21 protein-coding genes are annotated in these 23,804 nt (G+C 56.8%); 19 read left to right on the top strand and 2 right to left on the bottom strand.

What is annotated here, in order from left to right:
* Positions 1-59 precede the first annotated feature (59 nt).
* The 15 genes from QWI75_RS07590 to QWI75_RS07525 all read left to right on the top strand — a co-directional run bounded on the left by QWI75_RS07590 (position 60) and on the right by QWI75_RS07525 (position 16,721).
* Positions 60-1,031, top strand: a complete 972-nt coding sequence (locus QWI75_RS07590) for a GGDEF domain-containing response regulator (protein ID WP_289268098.1) — start codon at positions 60-62, stop codon at positions 1,029-1,031.
* Positions 1,032-1,251: 220 nt separating this feature from the next.
* Positions 1,252-4,149 carry a response regulator gene (locus tag QWI75_RS07585; protein WP_289268097.1) on the top strand — a complete coding sequence of 966 codons (2,898 nt, stop codon included), beginning with the start codon at positions 1,252-1,254 and terminating at the stop codon, positions 4,147-4,149.
* Positions 4,143-4,475: an Hpt domain-containing protein gene (locus QWI75_RS07580; protein WP_289268096.1), complete on the top strand. Its 333-nt coding sequence runs from the start codon at positions 4,143-4,145 to the stop codon at positions 4,473-4,475. The genes QWI75_RS07585 and QWI75_RS07580 overlap by 7 nt, the downstream gene beginning before the upstream one ends.
* A 232-nt stretch (positions 4,476-4,707) precedes the next feature.
* On the top strand, positions 4,708-5,013 hold the full coding sequence (locus QWI75_RS23055; protein WP_502890202.1) for a hypothetical protein: 306 nt from the start codon (positions 4,708-4,710) through the stop codon (positions 5,011-5,013).
* The gene (gene csm6 / locus QWI75_RS07575) at positions 4,998-6,149 is read left to right on the top strand and encodes a CRISPR-associated ring nuclease Csm6 (RefSeq protein WP_289268095.1); all 1,152 of its coding nucleotides are present in this window, start codon (positions 4,998-5,000) and stop codon (positions 6,147-6,149) included. Before QWI75_RS23055 ends, csm6 begins: the two co-directional genes overlap by 16 nt.
* Positions 6,150-6,229: 80 nt before the next feature.
* Entirely contained in the window at positions 6,230-7,231 is a 1,002-nt protein-coding gene (gene cmr1, locus QWI75_RS07570; protein WP_289268094.1) for a type III-B CRISPR module RAMP protein Cmr1, read from the top strand.
* Positions 7,232-7,250: 19 nt separating this feature from the next.
* Positions 7,251-9,980, top strand: coding sequence for a type III-B CRISPR-associated protein Cas10/Cmr2 (gene cas10, locus QWI75_RS07565; RefSeq protein ID WP_289268093.1), 2,730 nt, complete (start codon positions 7,251-7,253; stop codon positions 9,978-9,980).
* Positions 9,977-11,152, top strand: a complete 1,176-nt coding sequence (locus tag QWI75_RS07560) for a type III-B CRISPR module-associated Cmr3 family protein (protein WP_289268092.1) — start codon at positions 9,977-9,979, stop codon at positions 11,150-11,152. The genes cas10 and QWI75_RS07560 overlap by 4 nt, the downstream gene beginning before the upstream one ends.
* A gap of 2 nt (positions 11,153-11,154) precedes the next feature.
* Positions 11,155-12,084, top strand: coding sequence for a type III-B CRISPR module RAMP protein Cmr4 (cmr4, locus tag QWI75_RS07555; protein WP_289268091.1), 930 nt, complete (start codon positions 11,155-11,157; stop codon positions 12,082-12,084).
* A complete protein-coding gene (gene cmr5 / locus QWI75_RS07550; protein ID WP_289268090.1) occupies positions 12,068-12,469 on the top strand; it encodes a type III-B CRISPR module-associated protein Cmr5 in 402 nt (133 codons plus the stop codon). Before cmr4 ends, cmr5 begins: the two co-directional genes overlap by 17 nt.
* Before the next feature lie 168 nt (positions 12,470-12,637).
* Positions 12,638-13,435: a type III-B CRISPR module RAMP protein Cmr6 gene (cmr6, locus tag QWI75_RS07545; RefSeq protein WP_289268089.1), complete on the top strand. Its 798-nt coding sequence runs from the start codon at positions 12,638-12,640 to the stop codon at positions 13,433-13,435.
* Between the two features lie 5 nt (positions 13,436-13,440).
* Complete coding sequence (locus tag QWI75_RS07540; protein WP_289268088.1) at positions 13,441-14,718, top strand: TIGR02710 family CRISPR-associated CARF protein; 1,278 nt, start codon at positions 13,441-13,443, stop codon at positions 14,716-14,718.
* A gap of 38 nt (positions 14,719-14,756) precedes the next feature.
* Positions 14,757-15,803, top strand: coding sequence for a CRISPR system precrRNA processing endoribonuclease RAMP protein Cas6 (gene cas6 / locus QWI75_RS07535; protein WP_289268087.1), 1,047 nt, complete (start codon positions 14,757-14,759; stop codon positions 15,801-15,803).
* A gap of 31 nt (positions 15,804-15,834) precedes the next feature.
* Positions 15,835-16,050, top strand: a complete 216-nt coding sequence (locus tag QWI75_RS07530) for a hypothetical protein (RefSeq protein WP_289268086.1) — start codon at positions 15,835-15,837, stop codon at positions 16,048-16,050.
* On the top strand, positions 16,020-16,721 hold the full coding sequence (locus QWI75_RS07525; RefSeq protein ID WP_306417605.1) for a nucleotidyl transferase AbiEii/AbiGii toxin family protein: 702 nt from the start codon (positions 16,020-16,022) through the stop codon (positions 16,719-16,721). The genes QWI75_RS07530 and QWI75_RS07525 overlap by 31 nt, the downstream gene beginning before the upstream one ends.
* Positions 16,722-16,976: 255 nt before the next feature.
* Here the strand turns inward: QWI75_RS07525 and QWI75_RS07520 are convergent, their stop codons facing one another.
* Positions 16,977-17,234, bottom strand: coding sequence for a type II toxin-antitoxin system RelE family toxin (locus tag QWI75_RS07520; RefSeq protein ID WP_289268085.1), 258 nt, complete (start codon positions 17,232-17,234; stop codon positions 16,977-16,979).
* Entirely contained in the window at positions 17,234-17,485 is a 252-nt protein-coding gene (locus QWI75_RS07515; protein ID WP_289268084.1) for a hypothetical protein, read from the bottom strand. Before QWI75_RS07515 ends, QWI75_RS07520 begins: the two co-directional genes overlap by 1 nt.
* Positions 17,486-17,981: 496 nt before the next feature.
* On the opposite strand from QWI75_RS07515, the gene cas8a1 reads away from it, so the two are divergent.
* The 4 genes from cas8a1 to cas3 are packed head-to-tail and all read left to right on the top strand — an operon-like array spanning position 17,982 to position 23,751.
* A complete protein-coding gene (gene cas8a1 / locus QWI75_RS07510; RefSeq protein WP_289268083.1) occupies positions 17,982-19,493 on the top strand; it encodes a type I-B CRISPR-associated protein Cas8b1/Cst1 in 1,512 nt (503 codons plus the stop codon).
* A gap of 50 nt (positions 19,494-19,543) precedes the next feature.
* Positions 19,544-20,641, top strand: a complete 1,098-nt coding sequence (gene cas7i / locus QWI75_RS07505) for a type I-B CRISPR-associated protein Cas7/Cst2/DevR (RefSeq protein WP_289268082.1) — start codon at positions 19,544-19,546, stop codon at positions 20,639-20,641.
* Between the two features lies 1 nt (position 20,642).
* Positions 20,643-21,401 carry a CRISPR-associated protein Cas5 gene (gene cas5 / locus QWI75_RS07500; RefSeq protein ID WP_289268081.1) on the top strand — a complete coding sequence of 253 codons (759 nt, stop codon included), beginning with the start codon at positions 20,643-20,645 and terminating at the stop codon, positions 21,399-21,401.
* Complete coding sequence (gene cas3 / locus QWI75_RS07495; RefSeq protein WP_289268080.1) at positions 21,352-23,751, top strand: CRISPR-associated helicase Cas3'; 2,400 nt, start codon at positions 21,352-21,354, stop codon at positions 23,749-23,751. Before cas5 ends, cas3 begins: the two co-directional genes overlap by 50 nt.
* Positions 23,752-23,804 lie beyond the last annotated feature (53 nt).

The following is a 23,804-nucleotide window of genomic DNA, read 5'->3' as shown; positions in this document are numbered from 1 at the left end:
CTGCTAGCATTCCGGCGGGTCACGAACCTGACGCGCCACACAGTCCGCGAGCATCTCCGATGGCCATCCTGGTTGTTGACGATTCCCCCGACGATCGATTGCTGTTGAAATCGATCCTGACCTCGGCCGGCTATACCGACGTCCTCCTCGCCGAGTCCGCCGCGGCCGCCTTTCGCTATCTCGGCTTGGACGGCCAGCCCCCCTCCGTTCACCATGTCGATCTGGTGCTGATGGACATCATCATGCCGGAGATGAACGGGATCGAGGCCTGCCGCCAACTCAAGGCGGTGGAGCGGCTGCGCGACATCCCGATCATCATGGTCACGGTCAAGACCGACCCGGTCGATCTCCAATTGGCCTTTGCCGCCGGCGCCATGGACTATGTGGGCAAGCCCATCAACAAGATGGAACTCCTGACCCGTGTGCGGTCGGTGCTCCGGCTGATCCACGAGATCGAACGCCGCCGATCCCGGGAGCAGGAGCTGCTTGAGGTCATGCGGCAACTGCAGGAAGCCAATCAAATGCTCCTGAGGCTGTCGAGCCTGGACGGTCTCACGGGCATCACCAACCGACGCCAGTTCGACGAGTTCCTCGACCAGGAGTGGCGCCGGGGCGCCCGTGAAAGCACGCCGCTGTCGTTGATCATGGTCGATATCGATCGGTTCAAGGAATACAACGACTCGCATGGGCACCAAGCCGGGGACGAGTGTTTGAAACAGGTGGCCGACGCGCTGATGGGAGCGGTCAACCGTCCCGGCGACCTCGTCGCGAGGTACGGCGGGGACGAATTCACGATCGTCCTTCCTGGCACGCCCGCCGAGGGCGCCGCGCAGGTCGCCGAATCGCTGCGCCGGCGAGTCGAAGCCCTCGACATTACCGACGCCAAGGGACACCGGGTCACGATCAGCCTCGGCATTGCCTGCATGGTCCCTTCGCGGGACAAGCACCACACCGACCTGATCCGGGCTGCGGATCAGGCGCTGTATCAAGCCAAAGAAGAAGGGCGCAACCTCGTCCGCCGAGGCTCATAGCCGAAGCGGCCCCTTCTGAGCCATGCCCCATCGCTGCCGTATCGACCGGTTTCTGATTCTTCAACGATTTCACGCGCACCCCTTGTTCACAGTCTAACGACCGATGCCGAAAGCACGGATTCGTCCGGTTTCCCACCCCAATCCGAGTGGAAGTCCTGGTCCCAAGGATGCGCCTTCCTCCGAAGAACGGGACCACCCCGCTCATGCCGAGTCCCATAGGATGTTGCTGGCGCTCCTTGAAGCCGGCGGCGCCGGCGCCCTCCTGTTCGACCGTCAGGCCCGTTTGACCGGAATCACCGCCAGAGCGAGGCGTCTCCTGGGAATTCCGTCGGATGTCCGTCCCGCATCCGCCGCTCACTCGGCGCAACAGAGCCGGCGCCTCTCGCTCCCTGCCGAGATCGACCACATCCTTCAGCCCCTGAAAGAGCGCCTCCTCTCGCGCCAGGCCGGCCAGGAAGCCGCAGATCCCTCCCCCCTGACGCTCCCGGTGAAAGTCGGCGGCGCAGCCGGCCTTCAGGCCGCCGTCTTTCCCTGCGGTCCGGCTTTTGACGGAATGTACACGGTCCTGTTGTCTCCGGCTTCCACAGACCTCTCGGACGTGACCACCCATTTGCGCGCCCTCACAGTCGAGCATGCGACGGACGCGATCTTCTGGGTCGATGTCCACGCCCGCATCCTCTATGCCAACGAGGCGGCGGCGCGGACTCTGGGTTATACCGCGGCGGAATTGCTGGCCATGACCTATGACCAGATCGATCCCCATTTTGCTCCGGATGTCTGGGCGGATCATTGGGAGCAATTGAGAACCCGGGGCTCGTTCTCCTTTGAATCGGACCATCGGCGGAAAAACGGGCTCGCGTTCCCGGTCGAGGTCAACATGAACTTCCTGGAGTTCGGCGGGAAGGAATACAATTCCATCTTCGCCCGAAACATCACGGACCTCCGGCAGGCGGAGACCCGCGAAATCCTGCGCCGGGAAACGCTGGAATCCTACCAGCAGGCCATCGTCAAGTTGATCAGCGACCCGACTCTGCACGACGGCCACCTGGAGACGGCCTTCCGGGCCATCACGGAAACCGCCAGTTGGTTCATGCGGGTGCGGCGCGCGAGCATCTGGCTGTATGACGACGAGCGACAGTCGATCCGCCTCCATGATCTGTATGAGCGCCAGCGGGGCCTGCACACCTCCGGCTTGGTCCTCAAGGTCGCGGACTATCCCGCCTATTTTCGGGCGCTCGAGGTGGAAGAGTTGGCGCTCGACGCCACGGACGCGAAGCAGGACCCGCGCACGAGGGAGTTTGCGGACTCCTACCTGACCCAGCTCGGCATCGGCGCCATGCTCGACGCGCCGATCCGCGTCAACGGGCGAGTCGTCGGGGTCCTGTGCCACGAGCATGTCGGCGGCCCACGGAACTGGTCGCCCGAGGAAATTTCCTTCGCCAACTCGCTCGCCTCGATCGCCACCATGGCGCTCCAGGAATGGGACCGGCAACGCACCGAGCAGGCGCTGCGCGAAGCCAAAGACACGGCGGAAGTCGCCAATCGGGCCAAGAGCGAATTCCTCGCAACCGTGAGCCACGAAATACGGACGCCGATGAACTCCATCATCGGCATGGCCGATCTCCTCTGGGAGACCGACCTGAATCAGGAGCAACGGACCTACGTGCGGATCTTTCGGCGCGCCGGCAACACACTGCTGTCGCTGCTGAACGACATTCTCGACCTGTCCAAGATCGAGGCCGGGCGGCTGGAGTTGGAATGCATCGACTTCGACCTGGGCGAGCTGCTGGAAAAGACGGTGGAGATGCTGGGCCTCCGCGCGAATGAGAAAGGCATTGAACTGGCCTACCACACCGCGCCCGACGTGCCGATGGCGCTCCGCGGCGATCCCAACCGGCTCAAGCAGATCCTCACCAACCTCCTCAGCAACGCCGTCAAGTTTACGGAGAACGGACACGTGTTGTTGCGGGTGGAGAATGACCCGGATGATCCCGCGCCGGGCGCGCTGCGGTTCAGCGTGGCCGATTCGGGCATCGGGATTCCGGCCGAGAAACTGGACGCCATTTTCCACAATTTTACCCAAGCCCACAGCGCCATTCACCGCCAGTATGGGGGAACAGGCTTGGGCCTCTCCATTTGCCGCCGGTTGACGGCAATGATGCAAGGCCGGCTTTGGGCCGAAAGCCGGTTGGGGCAGGGCAGCACGTTCTTCTGCACGGTTCGCCTGATCCCTCAAGACACCGCTCCAGGGTCAGATCCCCTCCCCGTGTCGGGGCTCCGAGGGCTGCACGTGCTGGTGGTCGACGACTACCCGGTGAATCAAGCGATCGTCCGCGAGGCCTTGACTCCCTACGGCACGTCGGTGGTGTCGGCCGAGGACGGAGCGCGGGCGTTGATCGAAATCAAGACGGCAGCGCATCAGGGGCGCCCCTTCGACCTGGTGCTGCTGGATTCGATCATGCCCGGCCTGGGTGGATTTGAGATCGTCGAACGGATCCGGACGGCCTCGGAGGAATACGGCACTCCCACCATGGTCATGCTGGTGTCCCAGAACTGGGCCGATGAAATCGCCAAGATTTATGAGCTGGGCCTCGGCGGCTATATCGTGAAGCCGATCCGCCGCTCGGAACTATTCCAAACCATCAATATCGCCCTCGGGCGCGCCAAACAGACCCAGGCTCAGGCTCAGGAGCCGGCGCCCGCCCCCAAATCCAGCGCCATGCCGGCGTTTCATCCGCTGCGCCTGCTGGTGGTGGATGATTCCCAGGACAACCAACTCTTGGTTCAGAGCTACCTGAAGGCGACTCGCGACCAGATCACACAAGCCGAGAACGGACAGGTCGCCGTCGACCTGTGCCGGACCCACCCGTTTGACGTCGTGCTCATGGACATGCAGATGCCAGTCATGGACGGACTCACGGCCACGAGGAAGATTCGGGAATGGGAACGGTCCCACCGGCGTCCGCCCATGCCGATCATCGCCCTGACCGCGCTCGTGCTCAACGAAGAGCTGGCCAAAGTCCAGGAAGCCGGCTGTACCGGCCGGCTCACCAAGCCGATCAGAAAACCGACGCTTCTCGCAGCCCTGGAACCCTATCGAAAGAAGGAGCCATGCTGAACCAGCAGACGCGGCGCGACCCGCAGCCCGCCATTTCGGTGCAGATCGACGAATCGCTCAAGGATCTGATTCCGGGATTCCTGGAGAACCGGAAGAAAGATGTGGAGAAGATTCGCCTGGCGCTGGAGCAGGCCGATTTTTCGGTGATTCAGACCCTGGGGCACCGCATGAAGGGAGACGGCGGCGGGTACGGGTTCGACGGCATCGGCGAGATCGGCGCCGCCTTGGAGCTGGCCGCCGCCAGACGCGACTGCGAGAGCATCCATCGGCAACTCGCCAAGCTGGCCGATTACCTCGACCGCATCCACATCACCTACGTATCATAGTTCCCTTCGGCTCAAAGCGTGCCCGGCGTGGTCGCTCTTTTGCCCCTGATCGCGTTTCTCGATTCTCAGTCGGTCCCGTCCAACGTTCTCGTGTAAATACGTCCATTTTCACCGTCCCCCTACAAGCCGGGTTGCTTTCAAAGACAGAATCGCGTATGCCTTTCCGCAGCAGTGGCCGTGCTGATGAGAAAAGGTGGCCGCCCCTAGGGAGAAAGGATTCTAGGGAAACTACATGCTGCGCGCGTTTGCCATGGCGCATTTCAGGTTCACCCTCGAACCGGTAGATCGCCTGGCCCTGCATCCCCGCAATCCCGGCAACACGCTCCGCGGTGCCTTTGGCGCCACCTTCAAGCGGCTGGTCTGCCCGACGCCGGCCGACTGTCGCCAGACCTGCGCGATGAAAGCCACTTGCCCGTACGGGCAGATCTTTGAGCCGAGCCCTCCGCCGGGGGGCGAACGGTTTCAGCCTAAATTGCGCCTGTCCTTCATCCCTTTGTCTCATGCATCACTCCGGACTCACACATGCGAGAGATCTTAATTTCAGTGGCGGGGTTAACGCCGCAGATCATCACCGAGACCTTGTATCACTTGACTCAAGTTCGTAAGCCACCTGCAACGATTTCCGAGGTCTGGGTGATCACGACGACTGCCGGCAAACAAAAAGCTGAGCGGGAACTGCTTCACCCACGCCACGGCCACTTTTTCCAGTTCTGCCGCGAGTACGACATTGACGCGAAGAAGATTCTCTTTGGCCATGAGCAGATTGTGGTCGTCCGAAATAAGGACGGCCAACCGCTGGGTGATGTCCGCACACCTGAAGACAATGCCGCGCTGGCTGACTTCGTCACCACATTTGTTCGGAAGAAGGCCTTGAACCCGGATATCGCTTTGCACTGTTCAGTCGCCGGTGGCCGCAAAACGATGGGCCTGTACCTGGGCTTAGCCCTTCAGCTTTACGGTCGCCCTCACGATACTCTGTCTCATGTGCTCGTCAGTCCTCCCGAACTCGAAAGCGATCCTGCCTTCTATTACCCACCAAATCAATCCAAGAGGATCACGGTGAAGGGACGGAAGCTTCACACCAGCCAGATTAGGGTCGAACTCGCTGAGATCCCTATTCTCAAGCTTCGCGGCAAGCTTCCCGCTCTCGACACGGGCGAAGTGCCCTACAGCGACCTAGTCAGGCGTGCTCAGCAAGACTATGCCCTCTTGAACACACCGCCGCAAGCCGTGGTGGATACACGAGCACTCAGTCTGCTGGTTAATGGCCGCCGTATTCGCCTGTCTCCTCTCGAAACCGCCGTGTATGTGCTCTTTGCCGAAGCCCGGCGCAGCTCTTGTGGCAAGACCGGATGTCCTGGATGCACCAAGTGCACGTTTGCGGCCTCAGACTTTCTCGGGGAAGAAGGAGTCACGCGGGTGCGCCAAGCCCTGCGAAGCCTAAAGGCCAAGGATGCTCGACTCGAGGAACTGCGAGGCTGGGGAGCCAGAGAGCCCACCGATCCGGAGAAACGGTTCCGCGAGGTCAGGAGTCGTCTGAACCGGAAGATCCAGCGAGGCTTAAGTGGGGAAACATGGCCGGCGCTTTACACCATAGCTTCGCTCCGGCCGCCTGACGCAGACCGAGTTCGCTACGGCATCCGGCTTGATCCACGGCTTCTGAGCATACGGTAGATAACAATGTTGCCGGCAAGGTTGCCAAGCTTTCTTCGCCCTTCCTTCGATGATAGTTTGGCCGTGAAAGGAGAGAGCTGATGAACCTGAATCGGCGGTCGTATGAGATCAAGCTCGTGACCCCGGCATTCCTGGCCGGCGCAGATCAACAACAGCCTGAGTTGCGCGTGCCTAGCATCCGAGGTTGTCTCCGTTGGTGGTTTCGTCTTGCGGAACATGGAGCAGGCACCTCATTGGAACAGATTCGGAAGAAGGAATCAGATTTGTTTGGTTCGACAGATAAAGGACAACGTTTGATCTTGAGGATTCGCCCGGATGGTCCTTTGAAGGCAGAAACCCCGAGCTATCGCGACCTCCCGTTTGACCATCAGTATCTCTGGTTCCCATTGAGGCCGGAGAGAAACTCAAGCCAACCGATCACACGGCCGGCACTCGCGGCAGGAACCAGTTTCAAACTGGAGGCGATCGTTCCCCCATCTATCCAGAATGGGGAACAAGTTCTAAGGCAACTGGACGATCTGGTCGCCCAATGGGTCCTGTTTGGCTCAATTGGTATGAGGAGTCGGCGATGTGCGGGATCACTGTGGTTTTCGTCGCAATTGCCCTCAGGCAGCAGCATGCCTGCTGGCAAGACGAATATTGAAAGGACCCTTGGTGATGCTCGGAAGTCGCTTCCAATTGAGCTTGTTGTCGGCTCAGAGTCTTTCGCAAAGTGGCAAGACGCAGTCAAAGCTGCTGGCAACCATTACAGAGGGCAACGCACCAAGGTGAAGGAGAACAAAGGCCGCATGGCTTTGCCAGGTCTCGGATGGCCCATCATGAAATACCGGGGCGCCAATGGGGACAAGATTATTGTGGATGGTCATGACAGTGAACGATTGGCTTCTCCAGCGATGCTGAAAGTGATTCCGGACGGCCAAAAGTTTCGTTGGCTTCTCGTCGTGATTAAACGACCGTTTGTCGATTGGATCAAATCCGGCGAAGGGGAAGTTCGTCAGGCTGAAGTGGTGGGCAACTTCGCACAAGGTTTTGAGACAGCCAGCGCGCCACAACCAAGCTTTAGTCGAGGTCCAAGACGATGAACATGAGAGGGAGAAATTCATGACCGACGAGGCAGTGTGGCGTCTGAAAGTCCACGCGTTTCTGCACGATCCGCCTGAGAAGGCACTGATTTTGTTTGAAGGTGGGCACGCAGCGCGCGGACGAGAACTGGCTGAGCGGCTTGTAGGCCCGGCTCCGCAAGGAGCCGAAGATGCAATTAAGGAAGCCGATCATCTGGCTTCTGCCGCCGACCGGGAAAAGTTCCTGGGAGGCGCTCCGGACCTTCGGTGGAGCAATAAGCCAGTATTGCGCCATCCTTTGTCCGGGGACGCAATTGATCTAGGCCAGTGGGGATGGATTGGAGTTGAACCCGACAAAGCCCGTGCTGAGGTTGACCACGCTGTGAAGCAGCTTCTTGATGCACTGGATGGTAGCGGGTCAACGACGTCGGAACGGAGATTCTGGGCTCTCTGGCGACTGTTGCCCGAATATCTGGCAAAGGGCGGAGAAGGCCGCGACCGGATGGGAATTCTATGGGAGTATCTACCGGCTGAAACGAGAATGCCGGACCACTCGATCTGGGACCACCAACGGCTGGTGTCGGCGCTTGCACCGATCTTGTGGCAGAAGCAAGAACCTGCGTTACTGCTCGTGTCGTTCGGCCCCGTGCAGGGATTCATCGGAACTGCCCGCCGCACTGCGGATCTCTGGGCCGGTTCGTTCATCCTGTCCTGGCTTGCCAGCCGGGCGATTCTTCCTCTCGCGCAAGCCTTCGGTCCGGACGCGGTGCTGTTCCCCGCTCTCTGGCGGCAGCCCCTCTTGGATCAGTGGCTCCAACAAGAACCACTCCATTTACCGATTCCCGGAGCACGAGACCCTGGTCGGGAAGCTTCGCTCCCGAACCGTTTTCTCGCGGTCGTTCCACAGGATAAGGCCAAGGGGATTGCCGAGGACTGTGTCTCAGCCCTTCATAAGGCATGGAAGAAGCTTGGACAGGATGCGTATCAGGAGTTTGCCAGGTACACCAATACATCCACCGATGACATCGCGGCATTTTTTGACCGCCAGATCCCGGCGCACCTGGAGGCCTATTGGGCGGCCTTCCCATGGCCGAGCGATCTTACCCGATGTGAAACCATCCTCAAGACACGTCTATGTGGTCTGCCGAGTATTTCAACGATTAACCTTGATGGGATCCGCGAGTACCGCCCAAACGCGGGGGCTTTCTATGGAGCCGCATACCGAGCCGTGGATCTTACACTGGGTGGAGCCAAAGCAACCCGCGTCTTTGAATCGGGCGAAGAGCCGGGATTGAAGTGCAGCCTGTGCGGTCATCGGGGGGTGATTCATCCGTCAACGCACGAGGGTAAAGGCTGGTGGAGGAAGCTTGGCGACGCAAAAGCTATCCGCGTCAAGAAAGGAGAGGCCTTGTGTGCGGTATGCCTCGTGAAACGTCTAGGGCCAGAAATTCTCACAAGCGAACTCAATAAAGCTCACGGCGTGCCATCCACGAGCGAAATTGCCGCCGCTCCCTTCAAGTTCGCAGTCTTACAGAGTGGAACCTTTTCTCGTCTAAAACCGGCCATTCAAGCGTTGGTTGATACTGCCAAGGCAGATGGGAACCTGGACGCATGGACTCTCTCGAAGGTCTGGCAAGCGACCAAGTGGCTACCCGAATCCGATCGCGGACACGCACAAGATTTCGCCCGGATTGACGGCGAATGTTTCTGGGTCTCCACCGAGCCGGAACATGAGCTTGAAGAAATTCGTGTCGCTCCCGAAATGGCGAAAGCTGCTCGCGCCCTTGTTCGGGAAGCAGAGCATCTGGACATTGCTCCCCCATTCCAATATCTCGCCCTGCTTCGAATGGACGGCGATGACATGGGGAAATGGCTTGGTGGAGACCGATCAGTCCTGCTGGATCAAACACTGCATCCTGACATAGGCGATTGGCTTCGTGGACTACTTCCCACAGATCACCCTTTGTGGCAAAAGCAACGCCGGATGACGCCAGCCACCCACGCGGCGATTAGCCGGGCCTGCAATGCCTTTGCCCTGACCGTGGTGCCGACTTTGGTCCGCGAGAAGCTCGCATACTTGATCTATGCCGGAGGCGACGATGTCCTCGCGTTGGTGTCGCTCAATGACGCCTTAGAGCTAGCCCACGACATACGACTGGCCTTTGGTGGCCACATGGAAGTCGAAGACAGCAAGAAAATTCCAGGGTTCAGCAAAGGGCGAGGCTTTTACTGGATCAACGGTGAGTTAATCCAGACATTCGGGAGCCGAGCGGGCTTGTCCGGCAGCCTCGTGATCTTCCACCACAAGTATCCGCTTCAAGTCGCAGTGGAGGAATCACGGCGTGCTGAAGAGTGGGCGAAGTCCACCGATAGCAAAGATGTGCTGGCCGTACGGATCATGCGCCGGAGCGGCCAGCCCACCCACTGCCGGATTCGCTGGACGAATAAGGACCGGAGTGCCGATCCCGTTCACGACCTTTCCGCGATTACCACAGCGGTGCGAGAAAAAGCGCTCTCTCCGCGATTCTTTTCGATCCTGAAAGGTTTGCTTGAACGGCCAGAGGCCAAACAGCTTCCGCCGGAGGCAATTCAACTACTTGTCAAACGTGAACTGGGCCGTCACTGGGACAATGGCCAGGCCGAGAAGACTCAACTCTCTCAGGACACTGTGCGATCTGCAATCTGGGAACTGCGGAACCAGACGCCATGCCGCGAAGAATGGCTTGCAGCCTTGGAGGCCGCGGTATTTTTAGCGCGGGGAGGACGATGAGGACCATCTTTCTAGAACCGCTCGATGTGTGGGTCTTCCGGGATGGTCGTCCATTCTCAGCGGGCGAGGACCATCATGCCAAGTCGGTCTTCCCTCCTTCGCCGTTCACTGTTCAAGGCGCGTTGCGATCCAAAGTGCTGGTGGAAAACTGCGGCAACCTGGACAAGTACGCTGAACGTGATGGTGGTCCGGCTTGCCCGAAGTGTGGTTCAGTGCCCGAGTGTCCCCTCCGCCAGGAAGTTGGCACTCCCGGCAATCCCGGACCGTTTCGCCTTCGCTATGTTTTGCCGGCCCACCAGATAAAAGGTTCACTTACCACCTACTTCCCTCTCCCTAGACACGTGGTCCGCGTCAAGGGGAAGACAAGCTGGCATTTCCTTTGTCCCCAGCAGGGAGCTGAGGTGACAGGGCTTCCTGCCGGCCTCCGTCCGCTGGGTGTTGCCGGAGCAGAGCCGGTGGAACACCTTGAAGGGTGGGTGGATGCTCCTACGCTTCAAACGCTCCTGGAAGGTGAAATTCTCCAAGGTCTCGACCCAACTCGCACGCGTGGAGAAAACGGAATCCTCGTCGAGGAACCCAGGGTCGGAATCGGTTTGCAGCGAGGCCGCAGGACGGCACAGTCCGGTCAGTTCTTCATCGTGGACGCTCTTCGGCTCCAGGATGACTGGGGGCTTGCTATCTCCTTCACCGGATTACCAAGCCTGCCGGTGCAGGGATTTCTGGACATTGGCGGCGAAGGTCGAGCGGGACACTATCAGACTATCTCAGATATTCAATGGCCGGCGTTGCCTGCTGAACATATCGGACGAGAGCGTCGTTTTCTCCTTTACTTCGTTTCACCCGCCCTATTTGGCAGTGACACGGCTAGATGGACATGGAAGCCGAGCTTCTTGGGAGATCAACTCACCGGGACACTGCCCGGAGCGAAAACCCGTGTCCGTCTGGTTGCGGCAGCCATCGGCTCGCCGCTCAGAGTCAGCGGCTGGGAACTTGGGAGAGGTGGCCGTGGCGGGCAGCCTCGCCCGATGCGGCCGACCGTGCCTGCAGGAAGCGTGTATTTCTTTGAACTCATCGATGGGCCAGGAGAGGACGTGTTCTCAGTCCACGGTCAGACGATGACGGATTGGGGAGCCGAGTTCGGTTTTGGGCTCGCCCTCGTTGGGAGGTGGTAAGCATGGCAAAGCTCGCAATTCCGCTTTTTCTCTATACCGAGACCCCCTTGCATCCGGGAACAGGAGCGCAGGTGGGGACGGTTGACCTTCCGATTCAGCGCGAACGCTACACAGACTATCCCATCATCCAGGGATCGAGCCTCAAGGGTGTCTTTCGATCTCTAGCACGGGAGTGCAACTGGCAGTCTGACGAAATCGCGGCGATGTTCGGGCCTGAGACTGGCGAAGCCGATAAACATGCTGGCGCGATTTCGTTCACAGACGCACGTATCCTCCTGTTCCCTGTGAGGGCGATTGGGACCGTCTTTGCTTGGACGACTTGCCCTCATGTGTTGGCACGGCTCAGACGCGACCTTACACACTGCGGCCTCGACGGTCTGCCTAATGTGCCGGCTCCACCGGCCAAGGACGGTGCGCTTGTCCCCACTGGTTCAGCACTTCTTTCGGGTTCTGCACAGCAGGGTCCAATCATCCTCGAAGAATTCTCCTATACTGCGGAGGCGAATCAGGACATTAAGCAGTTAGGCGACTGGCTGAGCCGACAACTGTTCACAAACGACGCGGCCTTTGGCTTCTGGAAAACCAAGCTTGCTGCCGACCTCGTGGTTCTTCCAGATAATGAGTTCCGCGAATTCGCAAAGACGGCCACAGAAATTGTCACGCGTGTCCGTTTGGATGAGAACACGAAGACCGTTCAGCCAGGTGCACTCTGGACGGAGGAACACGTACCGAGCGACAGCGCCTTCTGCGCGCTAGTCTTGCTTCAAGATCCAATGGCCGACAACAAGCAGGCCAGTTGGACCGCCGCGTGGGTGTCTCAAAAGATCAAGACCTTTGACGGCCAACGAATCCAAGTAGGTGGAGACGAGACCACCGGACGAGGGTTCGCGTTGGTGCGTTTCGGGGGAGGCAACGATGGGAAGGCTCGCTGAGCAGGATCGCGCCAAGTTCGCGCATGATCGCATCCAGAAAAACCGGGACGCCGGTGGAGAGACTAATGGAAAACTTGCCGGCGAGTATCGCCAGCTTGTGATGGGGCTTCCTGCCATGATCCAACAGTGCGGGCTTGGTCAGACCATGGCCTTTCTTGCCAGCAAGGGGAAAGGTCACCACGCCATGGCTCTTGCCGATCTGGAGGAGTGGCTCGAGCGATTTGACTACGCCAAAGGGAAGGACGGAGTTCTCAAAGCGCTGATGGACGGTGACAGCCGAGGCTACCGTATGGCAACAACCGAAGCTTTAGCCTATCTGCAATGGCTCAAGCGCTTCGCCGAGGCCGCCATCGAAAAACCCGAACGTGGAACAGCGCGAGGATGAAGTATGCCAACCTGGGATCGCAGAGGCAGTAGGCCGGGTTCGTCATCACCCAGGGGACCTGGGAGGCCTGGACCGCCTCCAACTCATCAAGGCTCGCCGGGCAGCCAAGCTGGGCCGCCTCAATTAAGCCGGCTTCCACTCCCCCACAAGGACAAGGTTGCAGAAGAAGTGCTGCGCCGCCTTCAACACCCTGTGCATCCAGGCCTTTGGCTCACCCGGTTTGTTCGGTGGGGACCAGTGCGTCAAGGCCCAAATCAGTGGGACTTCAAAGTAGTAACCACTACCCGCAGCGGAAAACAGAAAGAAGAAGACCGCAAACGGGATAACCTCGACCATGCGGCAAGGGCGGCCAATGTTGAGCCAGTTCGCAAGTTAGCCACTGAGTGGCGTGCTCGCCGTGAAGCGTGGCTCAAGCCGTTAGAGCAACAAGGGCTGGCCTGCCGGTTCCGCGCCAAGACTGATTGGCGTTTGGCCATCGGGCTGGCAGGGGCGAGCCCGCTTGAAACCAACATCGTATTTCACCGTCTCTACGGCGTCCCCATGCTGCCAGGCTCAGGATTGAAAGGGCTGGCATTGGCAGTCGCGAGGTCCAACGGTGAACACGAAACAATCTTCGGCACACAGAAGGCCGCGGGGCTGGTTGATGTCCTGGATGCCATCCCCATCTCACCGCCCGGAAAGAATTGGATCGAAGTGGATATCATGAACCCCCATTATCCCGACTGGTACCAACAGAAGAAAGACAAGCAAGGCAAAGCGTTGGCTCCATCTGACGATCAGAGTCCGAACCCCATCTTTTTCTTGACCGTCTCACCTGGTGTTGAATTCGAGTTTGCCCTCCTGTGCCGGACGCGAACTAACGAAGCCAAGGATGCTCTCAACAAAGCCAAGGCTTGGCTCATCGAGGGCCTGAAAACCCTGGGAGCCGGAGCGAAGACAGCCGCCGGTTACGGATACTTCGTGTGAGAGCCATGACAATCCTCGTTTTGACCGTGGGCGGGTCACATCAACCACTGGTGACGGCAATCCAAACGCTGAAGCCGGACCGAGTGGTTTTCTTGTGCTCAGACGAGACCCCTACCGCCAAGGGCTCGTACGTGCAAGTCATCGGCGAAGGCAAGATCATCAAGAGCGACCCTAAATTGGACAAACCCGACCTTCCAAATATTCCAACGCAGGTTGGTTTGTCCCCCGACCAATTTGACGTGGTGAAGATTGAGCACTTCGATAATCTCGAAGCGTGTTACCTCGAATCCATCCGGATTCTCATCAAGCTGCATCATGAGCAGCCTCACGCCCGCCTTATCGCTGACTATACAGGGGGAACCAAGTCCATGACCGCCGGCTTGGCTCTGGCGGCCGTGGATTCGGAGTGGTGCGAATTGAACTTGATTGCAGGGACCCGCACGGACCTTGAAAAGGTGAGAGATCGGAGCCAGTTTTCCAGACCCATCGCCGTGTGGGACCTGAGAGGCAGAAGAAAGCTCGAAGAGGTTCAGGCCCGCCTATCCCGCTTCGATTATGCGGGAGCAGCCTCTATGCTGGAAAGAATTGGCCAGATGCCAATCAGCGAATCCTTTTCGGACAAGGTGCGGGCCGGGTTAGCGATCTGCCGAGGCCTCGATGCATGGGACAGGTTCAATCACGATGAAGCACGGACCCTATTGCAACCATACCGGCCGTATCTCAAGGAGTCCAGCATCATGCTGGATGATCTCTGCCGAGTAGAGCCGAGAGACCCCTATCTTCGAGTTGAAGATCTGTTTCTCAATGCAGAGCGGCGAGCGATTCAAGGTCGCTATGACGATGCAGCCGCACGGATCTATCGAGCGCTGGAATTGATAGCTCAAGTGCGGCTGAGGGCGAAACACGGAATTGACACTTCGAACGTTGACTTGCAGAAGATCCCGGCACAGCGTCGGGCTTCATTTGAACGTCACCGCTCAGACACCGGCAAAATCCAAATTCCCTTGTTTCCCTCGTGGGCTCTTCTCCAAGAGCTGCACGACGACCATCTTGGGGCCTGGTTTGCCGAGAACAAATCCAAGGTCCAAGACTTCTTAGGGGTGCGGAACTCCTCCATCCTTGCACACGGACTGGAACCAATTGATTCAGCCCGGTGGCAGAACAAAGGTAACGTTGGACTCATACTCTGTCGGCAAGCTTTAGCAAGTATTCCACGATCCGAAAGAAGTGAGGTCACCGTGCACCAGCTTCCTCAAGAACTTAAAGTTTTCGAGCACGCGTAAAAGATGATTCGCTGGGTCTGTTCTGAATGCTGTGTACCATGCTGAACTCATTCTCCCTCGCCCACTTCAGGTTCGAGTTAGAGGCGGTAGATCGCCTGGCCCTTCATCCGCGCAATCCCGGCAACACCCTCCGCGGCGCCTTCGGCGCCACGTTCAAACGGCTGGTCTGTCCGACGCCGGCCGACTGCCGCCAGACCTGCGCGATGAAAGCCACTTGCCCGTACGGGCAGATCTTTGAGCCGAGCCCTCCGCCCGGCAGCGACCGGCTGAGCCTGAATCAGGACATTCCGCGGCCCTTCGTGTTCCGGCCGCCGAACGGGCTTGAGACGGTGGCTGGACCGGGCGAGGCCCTGTCCTTCGACCTGATCCTCATCGGCAGAGCGCTCGACTACTTTCCCTATTTTGCGGTCACGTTCCGGGAGTTGGGCGACCAAGGCATCGGGCTCGGCCGAGGGCGCTACGCTTTAGCTCGCGCGCTCGCGCTACGCGAGGCCGTTGCCTGTCATCCGTTTTCCGTTACCCGTGAGCAAGCTCCTGAGGGAGAAGAGGTTTACTCTTCCGCAACACAATTGGTTCGACCCTCTTCATTCCGCTTAACCTTCGATGACTGCCGCCGTCTCGCTTCTGAACGGTTCACGGGGAACAGCTTACAGCCAACGGACCGCGGATCGCGGACGACGGATAACCGAAAACGGATAGCGGTGCGCTTCCTCACCCCGACGCTCCTCAAAGCCGACGGCAGGATTGTTGAGCGCCCCGAGTTCCAGCACCTGATCAAGCGCCTGCGCGACCGCATCAACGCGCTCGGCCATTTCTACTGCGACGACACGCTCGACGTAGACTTCAAAGCCTTCGGCGAACGGGCGGAAGCCATCCGAACCGTGAGTTGCAAGATCAGATGGGAAGACCGCGACCGCCGGTCCTGGAAGACCGGTCAGGCCCACGACATGGGCGGCTTCGTGGGCGAAGTGACGTATGAGGGCGACTTCGAAGAGTTCCTGCCGTTGCTGATCCTTGGCCAGTACACCCATGTGGGAAAGTATGCGGTTTGGGGAAATGGGCAATATGAAGTGAGAGTTATATAATGGTCGCCGACTCTCGAAAGAGCGAAGCGAGATGATTGCTGTCCCCAAAGAGTTGCTGTGGGATTATCGAGAGCCCCCCCAGGATCTGTTGTGGCGTTTGCAGCGGATCGCAGACTTTTTCCCTCTCTACGGGAAAGACCGTGACACGGTGGCTCTTCTCTATACCTATCGCGATCGACTGAAGGTCGATGGAGCCACGAAAGCGCTGATTGAAGAATATCATCGCGCCTGGGAGACCCATCCCTGAACTCGATTACCGACAATTCAATTCTGACGGAGGAACAAAAAACCCTCCTTGTACGCTTCCGGAACTCCCCGCTCCGCGAGCACTTTTACCTGACCGGTGGAACGGCCCTGTCGGCGTTCTATCTTCGGCATCGGCACTCCGAAGATCTCGACTTCTTTACCGAGCAGGAAGTCGATCTGGAGTCCGTCCTCGGTTTCCTTCGAGCGATTCCACACGTCGCCAATATTCAGCATGAGCGGAAATACGATCGCCGGTTGTTCCTGCTTCATGATTACAATCAGCGGACCATGAAAGTGGAGTTCACGAAATATCCGTTTCCCCCGCTTGAGCCGCGCCTGGCCGTCGAAGGCGTCCAGGTTGACGGTTGGCGAGACATCCTGGCCAACAAACTCATGGCGCTCACGGATCGAAAGGATTTCAAGGATTATCTCGACGTCTATTTTCTGCTTCGCGAGTTTCCGACAATCAGCCTGTGGGACGCAATCCAGCAGACTCAGCGGAAATTCGGCGTCACAGGCATCGACCATATCCTCAAAGGCAGATTTCTGGAAGACCTTCCGTCGCAAGGCGAGCTGCCGATGCTCAAGCCCTATGATCCAGTGGCAATAGCGTCCTTCTATAAATCCCTGGCGAGAGAACTGATTGCCCGATCCTTGGAGAAGGAGCGATGAAGGTTCGACGGCTCACGGCGAACGGACTCCGGTTCTCCGTCGCCCGTCTTCCGTTGCCCGTCGACCGATCACGGGCTGTTGAAAGCGGTTTGCGGGCAGCGGTAGACGGTCAGCGGGATGCGGATAGCGGTAAACGGATCACGGAACACGGCTCACGGTGAGCGGCTCGCGGATTGCGGGCAGCGGTGAACGGTTCACGGACAATAGGAAGTACGCGGTGTGGGGAAACGGACAGTATGAGGTTATGGAATGGCATCAGCGGTAAGCATCCCGGCGGTGGGCGATACGAAGGATGAGAATGGTTTGGGCAGAATCGTCGATTTCGAAAAGAACGCGATAGTCGCCGACGCGGACGCGCCACACATCGTGGCCTCCCGCCAGCTTGGTCACGCCATGAGGGCGAGGATCGTTTTCGAGGGCAAACAGAACATCGGCCAACCTGGTGCGAATATCGGGAGGAAGCTTAGCGAGGTCGCGTTCCGCGGCAGGTCGGAGCAGAACCTGGTAGACCATCAGGCAGTCTTGCCAGGTTTGCCCAGAACTGCACGGATGGGCTGTGATGATCCAGGTTCAGCCTTGGCTTCTTCAGCAAGCAGGTGATCAATGGCATCCTGAAGATAGGGAGGCAGTGTTTCCCAATCAGCATGAGCGGCAAGGGTCCGAAGGAATTGCCGATAATCGTCATAGGACACAATGACGTCGATAATCTCACCCTGTTCGTTCCGGACAAATCGAGGGGGATGAAGCGATTCTTTTTCGCTCATGGAGGCACTCTAAGGCAAAGAGATGCTACCAGCACTGGCCGTAAACGGTCAAACGGGACTCCGGTATCCCGTTTTCCGTTGCCCGTCTTCCGTTATCCGTCGACCAATGACAGGTCACGGATTCCGGGCCGCGGTTTACGCTAACCGGTCAGCGGAACGCCGAGAGCGGGAAGCGGTGTGCGGATGGCGGGTCACAGTCTTCAGCGTTGTGACCTCGGATGTCACATGGGCGTGATACCTGATGGGCCACCAGTGCACACCACGCTCCATACATCGTGCGGATACAAGGTCCTGTGCACGACAAGGGCGGACGGTTCTCCATCGACCGATAACAGTTCGCAGGCGGTGGCTCGCGAATTGCGGTTCGCGGACTGCGGACGACGGTTCACGGTAAACGGATACGCAGTACACTCACGTGGGGAAGTATGCAGTATGGGGAAATGGGCGGTATGAGTTAGTGCGGTCTTTGGAAGACAAACTATATAAGAGTGATGTGATGCTGCGATATACAGGTCATCCAATTGCCGATGTCGGCGTGGCAACGTTATCGGCGTTCTGCGAGAAACCTGATCCTTCGACTTTAACCAAGAAAGATCTGCTTAAGGTGGCAAACTTTCTGGAGAAGGAATACTTCTCGGGGAAACTGCTCTCATATCTCACCTGTGTCTTTCCGAACGCTGCTTATGTTCAACCAGGTGCGCAGCCCGGTGCAAAAATAAAAATGAAATCCGAAAATATCGCGCAATTTAAACGACAAGTCCTCTATGCATTTCAGGAACCACCTGATCCTCACGCATCAGGCCTTCGCTGTATATTCTCTGGTGAACCAGCTAGCCGGATCGTCTACAGACAACACGTGCCGATGATCACGGGGGAGGACGTTCTCAACTTTTTCCCTGCAGGCACCGGCGGCCTGCCTATTTCAGGTGCCTATCTTCTGGCAATCCAAGCTTTCCCTATGGGCGCTCGTCGTTGTTACGGGCGGGCCTTGGCAGTTCATTGTCCCGATGATCCGAAGCTTACCTATGCCTTCGCTCACCGGTTCCTCAACGATAATCGAAAGCTCCTCCTTTTAACTGACAAGTCTAAAGAAAAATATCTCGATGCAAAGGCCCCGAAAACCTTAATTGTCCATGTTCTATTAGAAATTGAACACGAGCGCCGAGAATGGAGTGAGGACGAACCGGCACCATCAGTCACGGTGTATCACCTGACCAATTCCGGTCAAGGCCCTGATATTGATCTTTTCCAACTTCCTTCTGAGGTCGTCAAATTCATCCGCGCAGTATCTCGAGCTGGTACGAGTCAGGTTTGGCAAAAGATACAGTCTTCGGCGAGAGAGAGAACTTCAGAGGATGACAAGCAGAAGAAAAGCAAGGGGAGAAAGAAACACAAACAAGCTACAAACACGCACGGAGAGAAACCCTGGAACCCTGAAATGAATCGTAACTATCTCTATGATGACCTATTTGATCTACCAGCCAATGCAGCCCGCTTTGTCCGCACCTATTTTCTTCGTCAAGCCCATCGGTTCGCACGCGAGAGCGACCCGCGCCGGGACTATCACTTAACCCGGCAATTCGATCTCGTCTCCTGGGACATAACACGCCTATTTCTGAAGGAGGTGATTGGAATGGAAAAGAGCCGGATTGAGGCGATCCGTTCACTTGGCGATCGGGTCGCTCAACACATCGCATTGGACAACGACCGACGCCTTTTTCAGGGACTTTATCGGGCCAATCGGTATGTGATCTTGAGGAATCTGCTCATCAAAGCCTCCAACGTCCGTCTCAAGAAGGGACAACCTCCTTTACTGGGGCTGGATGAGTTCCTGCTCGTCTTTGAAGAAGGAGAGGAATTGGCCAGAACAGACTGGACGCTGGCCAGAGACCTGGTGTTGATTCGGGTCATTGAAGAATTGCATCGGCAGGGCTGGTTTGGCAAACAACCCGATGCGCTTCAGGAACTAGAAACCGAAGATGAAGCTGCAAATCTGGCAGCATCATAAGTATCCCTGCAAACAGGGAATCCGCTTTTGAGGAAAAGGAGGAGCGAGACATGGCTTTTGTCACTGGAATGATGTTAATCGATGCTCCAGCATCGGCGCTGAACAATGCTGGGAAGGACGAGACAGCACGGGTTGAAAATGCAATGGCTGTGAAATTTATACGCACGCCAACTGGGCCAATTCCATATGTGTCGGCACAGGCGGTTCGATATTGGCTGAGAGAAACTCTTTCGAAAAACGATGCTGCCTGGGCAATGGCACCAACGTACAAGGAAAACGAAAACCTTGCCTATCCAGCCAGCAACCCGATCGAGTATTGGGATGACGATTTGTTTGGATACATGCGCGCACCAGATTCCAAGTCTAAAGATCGTCGCCAGAAAGATCCAAATTATCAAAAGCTAACGCCGCTGGAAGAAAAGAAAGGGAAGGAAGTCAGTATAACGCGAATCTCTCCATTTAGGGTTGGTACTCTGGTCTCTCTTGGGCCAGTAAAGCTTGTCGAAGATTGGGGAACAATGGCTCGGCATGATGGAGACCCCGTTCTCTATCAGCACCAATTCTATAGAGCGACCCTCCAAGGACTCTTTTCGCTCAACCTGACCACTGCCGGCACATTTTTCAACGGAGGGCGAGTTGGTTATCGGAATCTTGATGAAAACCGCATTCAAATTGCTAGGGAACGGCACCTTCAAGAGGCAACAGTTTATGGACAACCTGCTTTCCGTTTATCCCACCAAGACCGAGCTAAACGTGTCGCATCCCTGATACGTGCGATCGGCGAGATGGAAGGTGGCGCTAAGTTGACGCTCCACTATACTGACGTAACACCGAGTCTGATTTTTGCTGCCGTCACGCGATCTGGCAACCATCCCTTTTACCGAATCGTCTGCGCCAATAGTAATGGTCAACCTGCGATCAGTCTCGATGCGCTAAAAGAAATTTTGAAGGTCTACAAGGACCAACTTCTTTCTGATGTATTTGTGGGATGGGCTAAGGGTTACTTGGATGATCATCGGCAGGCCGTCGAATTGCTGAGCGATGCTGAGCGATCTAGCATTAAATTCCGGTGGGGGCACCCGCGGGAGGCAATGATCGCTCTGGCAGAAGAACTCAAACAAAGCAATAACAAGAAATGGTACGACTGACATGCGAGTCCTTCGCATTGAGATAGAAGCGCCAACCTGCTCCTTTCGTTACCCCCACTTCTTGGTTGGACGCCAGTTAAGCTTTGACATGCCTCCTCCCTCTACAATATTTGGCCATATTGCCAGCGCCTTGGGAGAATGGCCGGACTCAACAAGTCTCCAGTTTGCTTATTGGTTTACGGCCCTTGGCAAAGGGGAGGATTTGGAAAATCAGCAGATTGTGGTTCCTGCTGGAGGACGGTTTCAAGTTGGGAGAGAAACACACTCAACTGTTCTTAATGCTACCGTGCAGCCTACTCGTCGGGAGTTTCTTTTGGGAGCCAGGCTTGTTCTCTATCTGAACCGAATAGACCTCGCTGATGCATTCTTACAACCCCGCTTTCCGGTCGTCTTGGGACGCTCGCAGGACCTGGCCTGCTATAGCAAAGTTGAAGAAGCCACACTTGAACGGTCAGACCGTGGATACTTCGAGGCAACGATTCTGCCTTCTCATTTCCGCAGGCGAACCGCACGCGGCACCACCGTCTTGATGCCGCGCTATATCGGTCCCCCACCACAGAGAGAACCAGTTTTCGATCGCTTCATCCTTCTCCGGGATATTGTTTACTACTCGTCAGTCGAAGAAGGCAACCTGTTTGGCTCCCGACAGGTGTTGCACATCAAAAACGAGCCTTTGGAGCTTTGGATTGACCCCCAATCACCTCCAAAACATGGAACCCATAGAATTGTGTGGTTTCACAGTTTCACAGGTAGTTCATAAAACAGTGGACACTGACCACAAGACAACCCTGGCGGAAATTTGGGCTAAAAGTCCACGGCCTGGTTCGACTCGAGGAGAAACCCTTATAGGCCATACCGCTGCGGTCGTAGCTCGCTTAGGCGATCTTCACGAACTATTTCCTAACCTTGCCGAGCGAGTGGGCGAGCCTCGCCTGTGGCATCGAGCGTTCTGGGCATGCGTTCTGCATGATATGGGGAAAATCGCGAAAGGGTTCCAAGCTCAACTCCGCCCGGGTGGAGAATCATGGGGGCAACGCCATGAAATCCTCTCGCTAGCATTTATTGAATGGGCTCTGCCTGATGGCAATGAAGGCGACCATCCATGGGTTGCAGCCGGTATTGCCTCGCATCATCGGGACATCAGTGACATCACTCGACTTTACTCTGAACTTGATGATTCCGAAGACGACCCTGTCTCCTCTCTGTTGGCAGAGGTGAGTGACCCCATAGTGGAAGCTGTTGCGAACTGGATAGCAATAGATTCTTCTAAATTAGCAAGGAAGAACAAACTGCCAGAGCTTGAAGTCTTTCCTGACCTGCCAGCACACCCCGCAGCCAATTTTCGTGAACTTGCAGTCTCGAGAATTCACAATGCATTAAAGGCTTACCGACGGCTTGTCCGGAAACTTGGAGAGCAACCTTCCTCGTCATCCGAAAACCTCACCGCCCTTGTCCTTCGCGGACTCGTTCTTCTCGCAGACCACACTGCTTCTGCTCATGTACGCCCTGCAGATCTCCCGTTTAAGAATATAGAGGAAATGGTGAAGATCTTGGGCCTGGGCCGCACAGATGCACTCTTTCCACACCAACGGGAGGCAGCATCGCGCTCTGGGCATGCTCTGCTCGTTGCTCCAACGGGGAGTGGGAAAACGGAAGCCGCGATTCTCTGGAGCGTCAATCAAAAGGCGAACGGTGATTGCCGTGGACGCATCTATTATCTCCTCCCCTATCAAGCTAGTCTCAATGCCATGCACGCTCGGCTCTCTCGCCATTTTCCTGAAAGCGTTTCACTCCAGCACTCCCGCGCACTTCAGGCTCTTTATCGAAACCTTTTGGAGAAAGGGTATGTCCCAGAGAAGGCAGAGATCGTCGCGCACCGCGAACAGGCTCTTGCTCGTCTCTGTCATCATCCGATACGGGTTCTGACTCCCTATCAACTTCTCCGTGGAGCCTTTCGATTGAAAGGCTACGAAGCACTGCTCACAGACGCGGTTGATGGTCTTTTCATCTTTGATGAGATCCATGCTTATGAACCAAAGCGGCTGGGCATGATCTTAGGCATGATTGAACATCTTCGAAGAAATCTTGGAGGCCGATTCTTGATTATGTCGGCAACCTTTCCGTCGATACTCGCCGGAGTTCTTCACCGAGTTCTTGGAGAGGTCGTGCATGTCAGTGCAGGAGATGCCCTCTTTAAACAATTCGCCCGTCATACCATAAGAATTGTGAAGGGCAGGATCACAGAACCCGCCGTTCTAGAACAAATCGCACAGCGTGCGTCCGGAGGTGAATCAGTACTGGTTGTCTGCAATACAGTTGCTACTGCAATCAATGTTCATCGCGCTCTTAGTGAACCACTCTCATCGATCGCTATTGTGTCTGAGCTTATCCATGGCCGCTTTAACGCCCGAGATCGATTTGGCAAAGAACAAAATCTTCTTATGAAGATGGGAACCCGCAATCGACAGCAAACAGCGACCCCGGCAGTCCTTGTCGCTACTCAGGTTGTTGAGGTCAGTCTGGATATTGACTTTGACACAATCTTCACAGAGCCGGCGCCTCTTGAATCACTGATTCAGCGTTTTGGGCGAGTAAACAGAGGTCGTCGTCATACTTCGTGTGACGTTCATGTCGTAACAGAGCCTCTGGGGGGTCAAGGTGTCTATGAGAAAGAGTATGTTGCCGGTTCGCTTCGGATACTGGAAGAAAACGCCAATACAATTATTAATGAGTCGCAGATTGGTCCCTGGCTCGACAGAATATATGCTGGCGCTATTCACGAAAAATGGGCTAAGGAAGTATCAGACTGCCAGGAGGAGTTTGCCGTAGCATGCCTGGCAAACCTTCGCGCTTTCCAATCGAGCGATGAGTTGGCGGAAGCATTCGACAAGATGTTCGATGGCACAGAAGTGCTGCCAAAGGTACTTGTGACGGAGTACGAAAATGCACTCGACCAGGACCCATTGCGTTCCGGTGAACTCCTTGTTCCAATCTCCTCTGGCCAATTCTGGCAACTTCGACGAGCCGATAAGGTGTTAAGCTCATCTGGCGCAGATCCTATTGTTGTGGATGTGCCCTATGATTCGATCCATGGGCTAAAATTGAACTAATCTTTGGGAGATTTCAGTACTCCTCGCTTTCTCCGAGCGGCCTGCCTATGCCC

This window comes from Nitrospira tepida (assembly GCF_947241125.1).
GTDB classification, from domain to species: domain Bacteria; phylum Nitrospirota; class Nitrospiria; order Nitrospirales; family Nitrospiraceae; genus Nitrospira_G; species Nitrospira_G tepida.
Note: the sequence above shows the minus strand (reverse complement) of the source record. Positions and strands in the feature narration are given on the sequence as shown.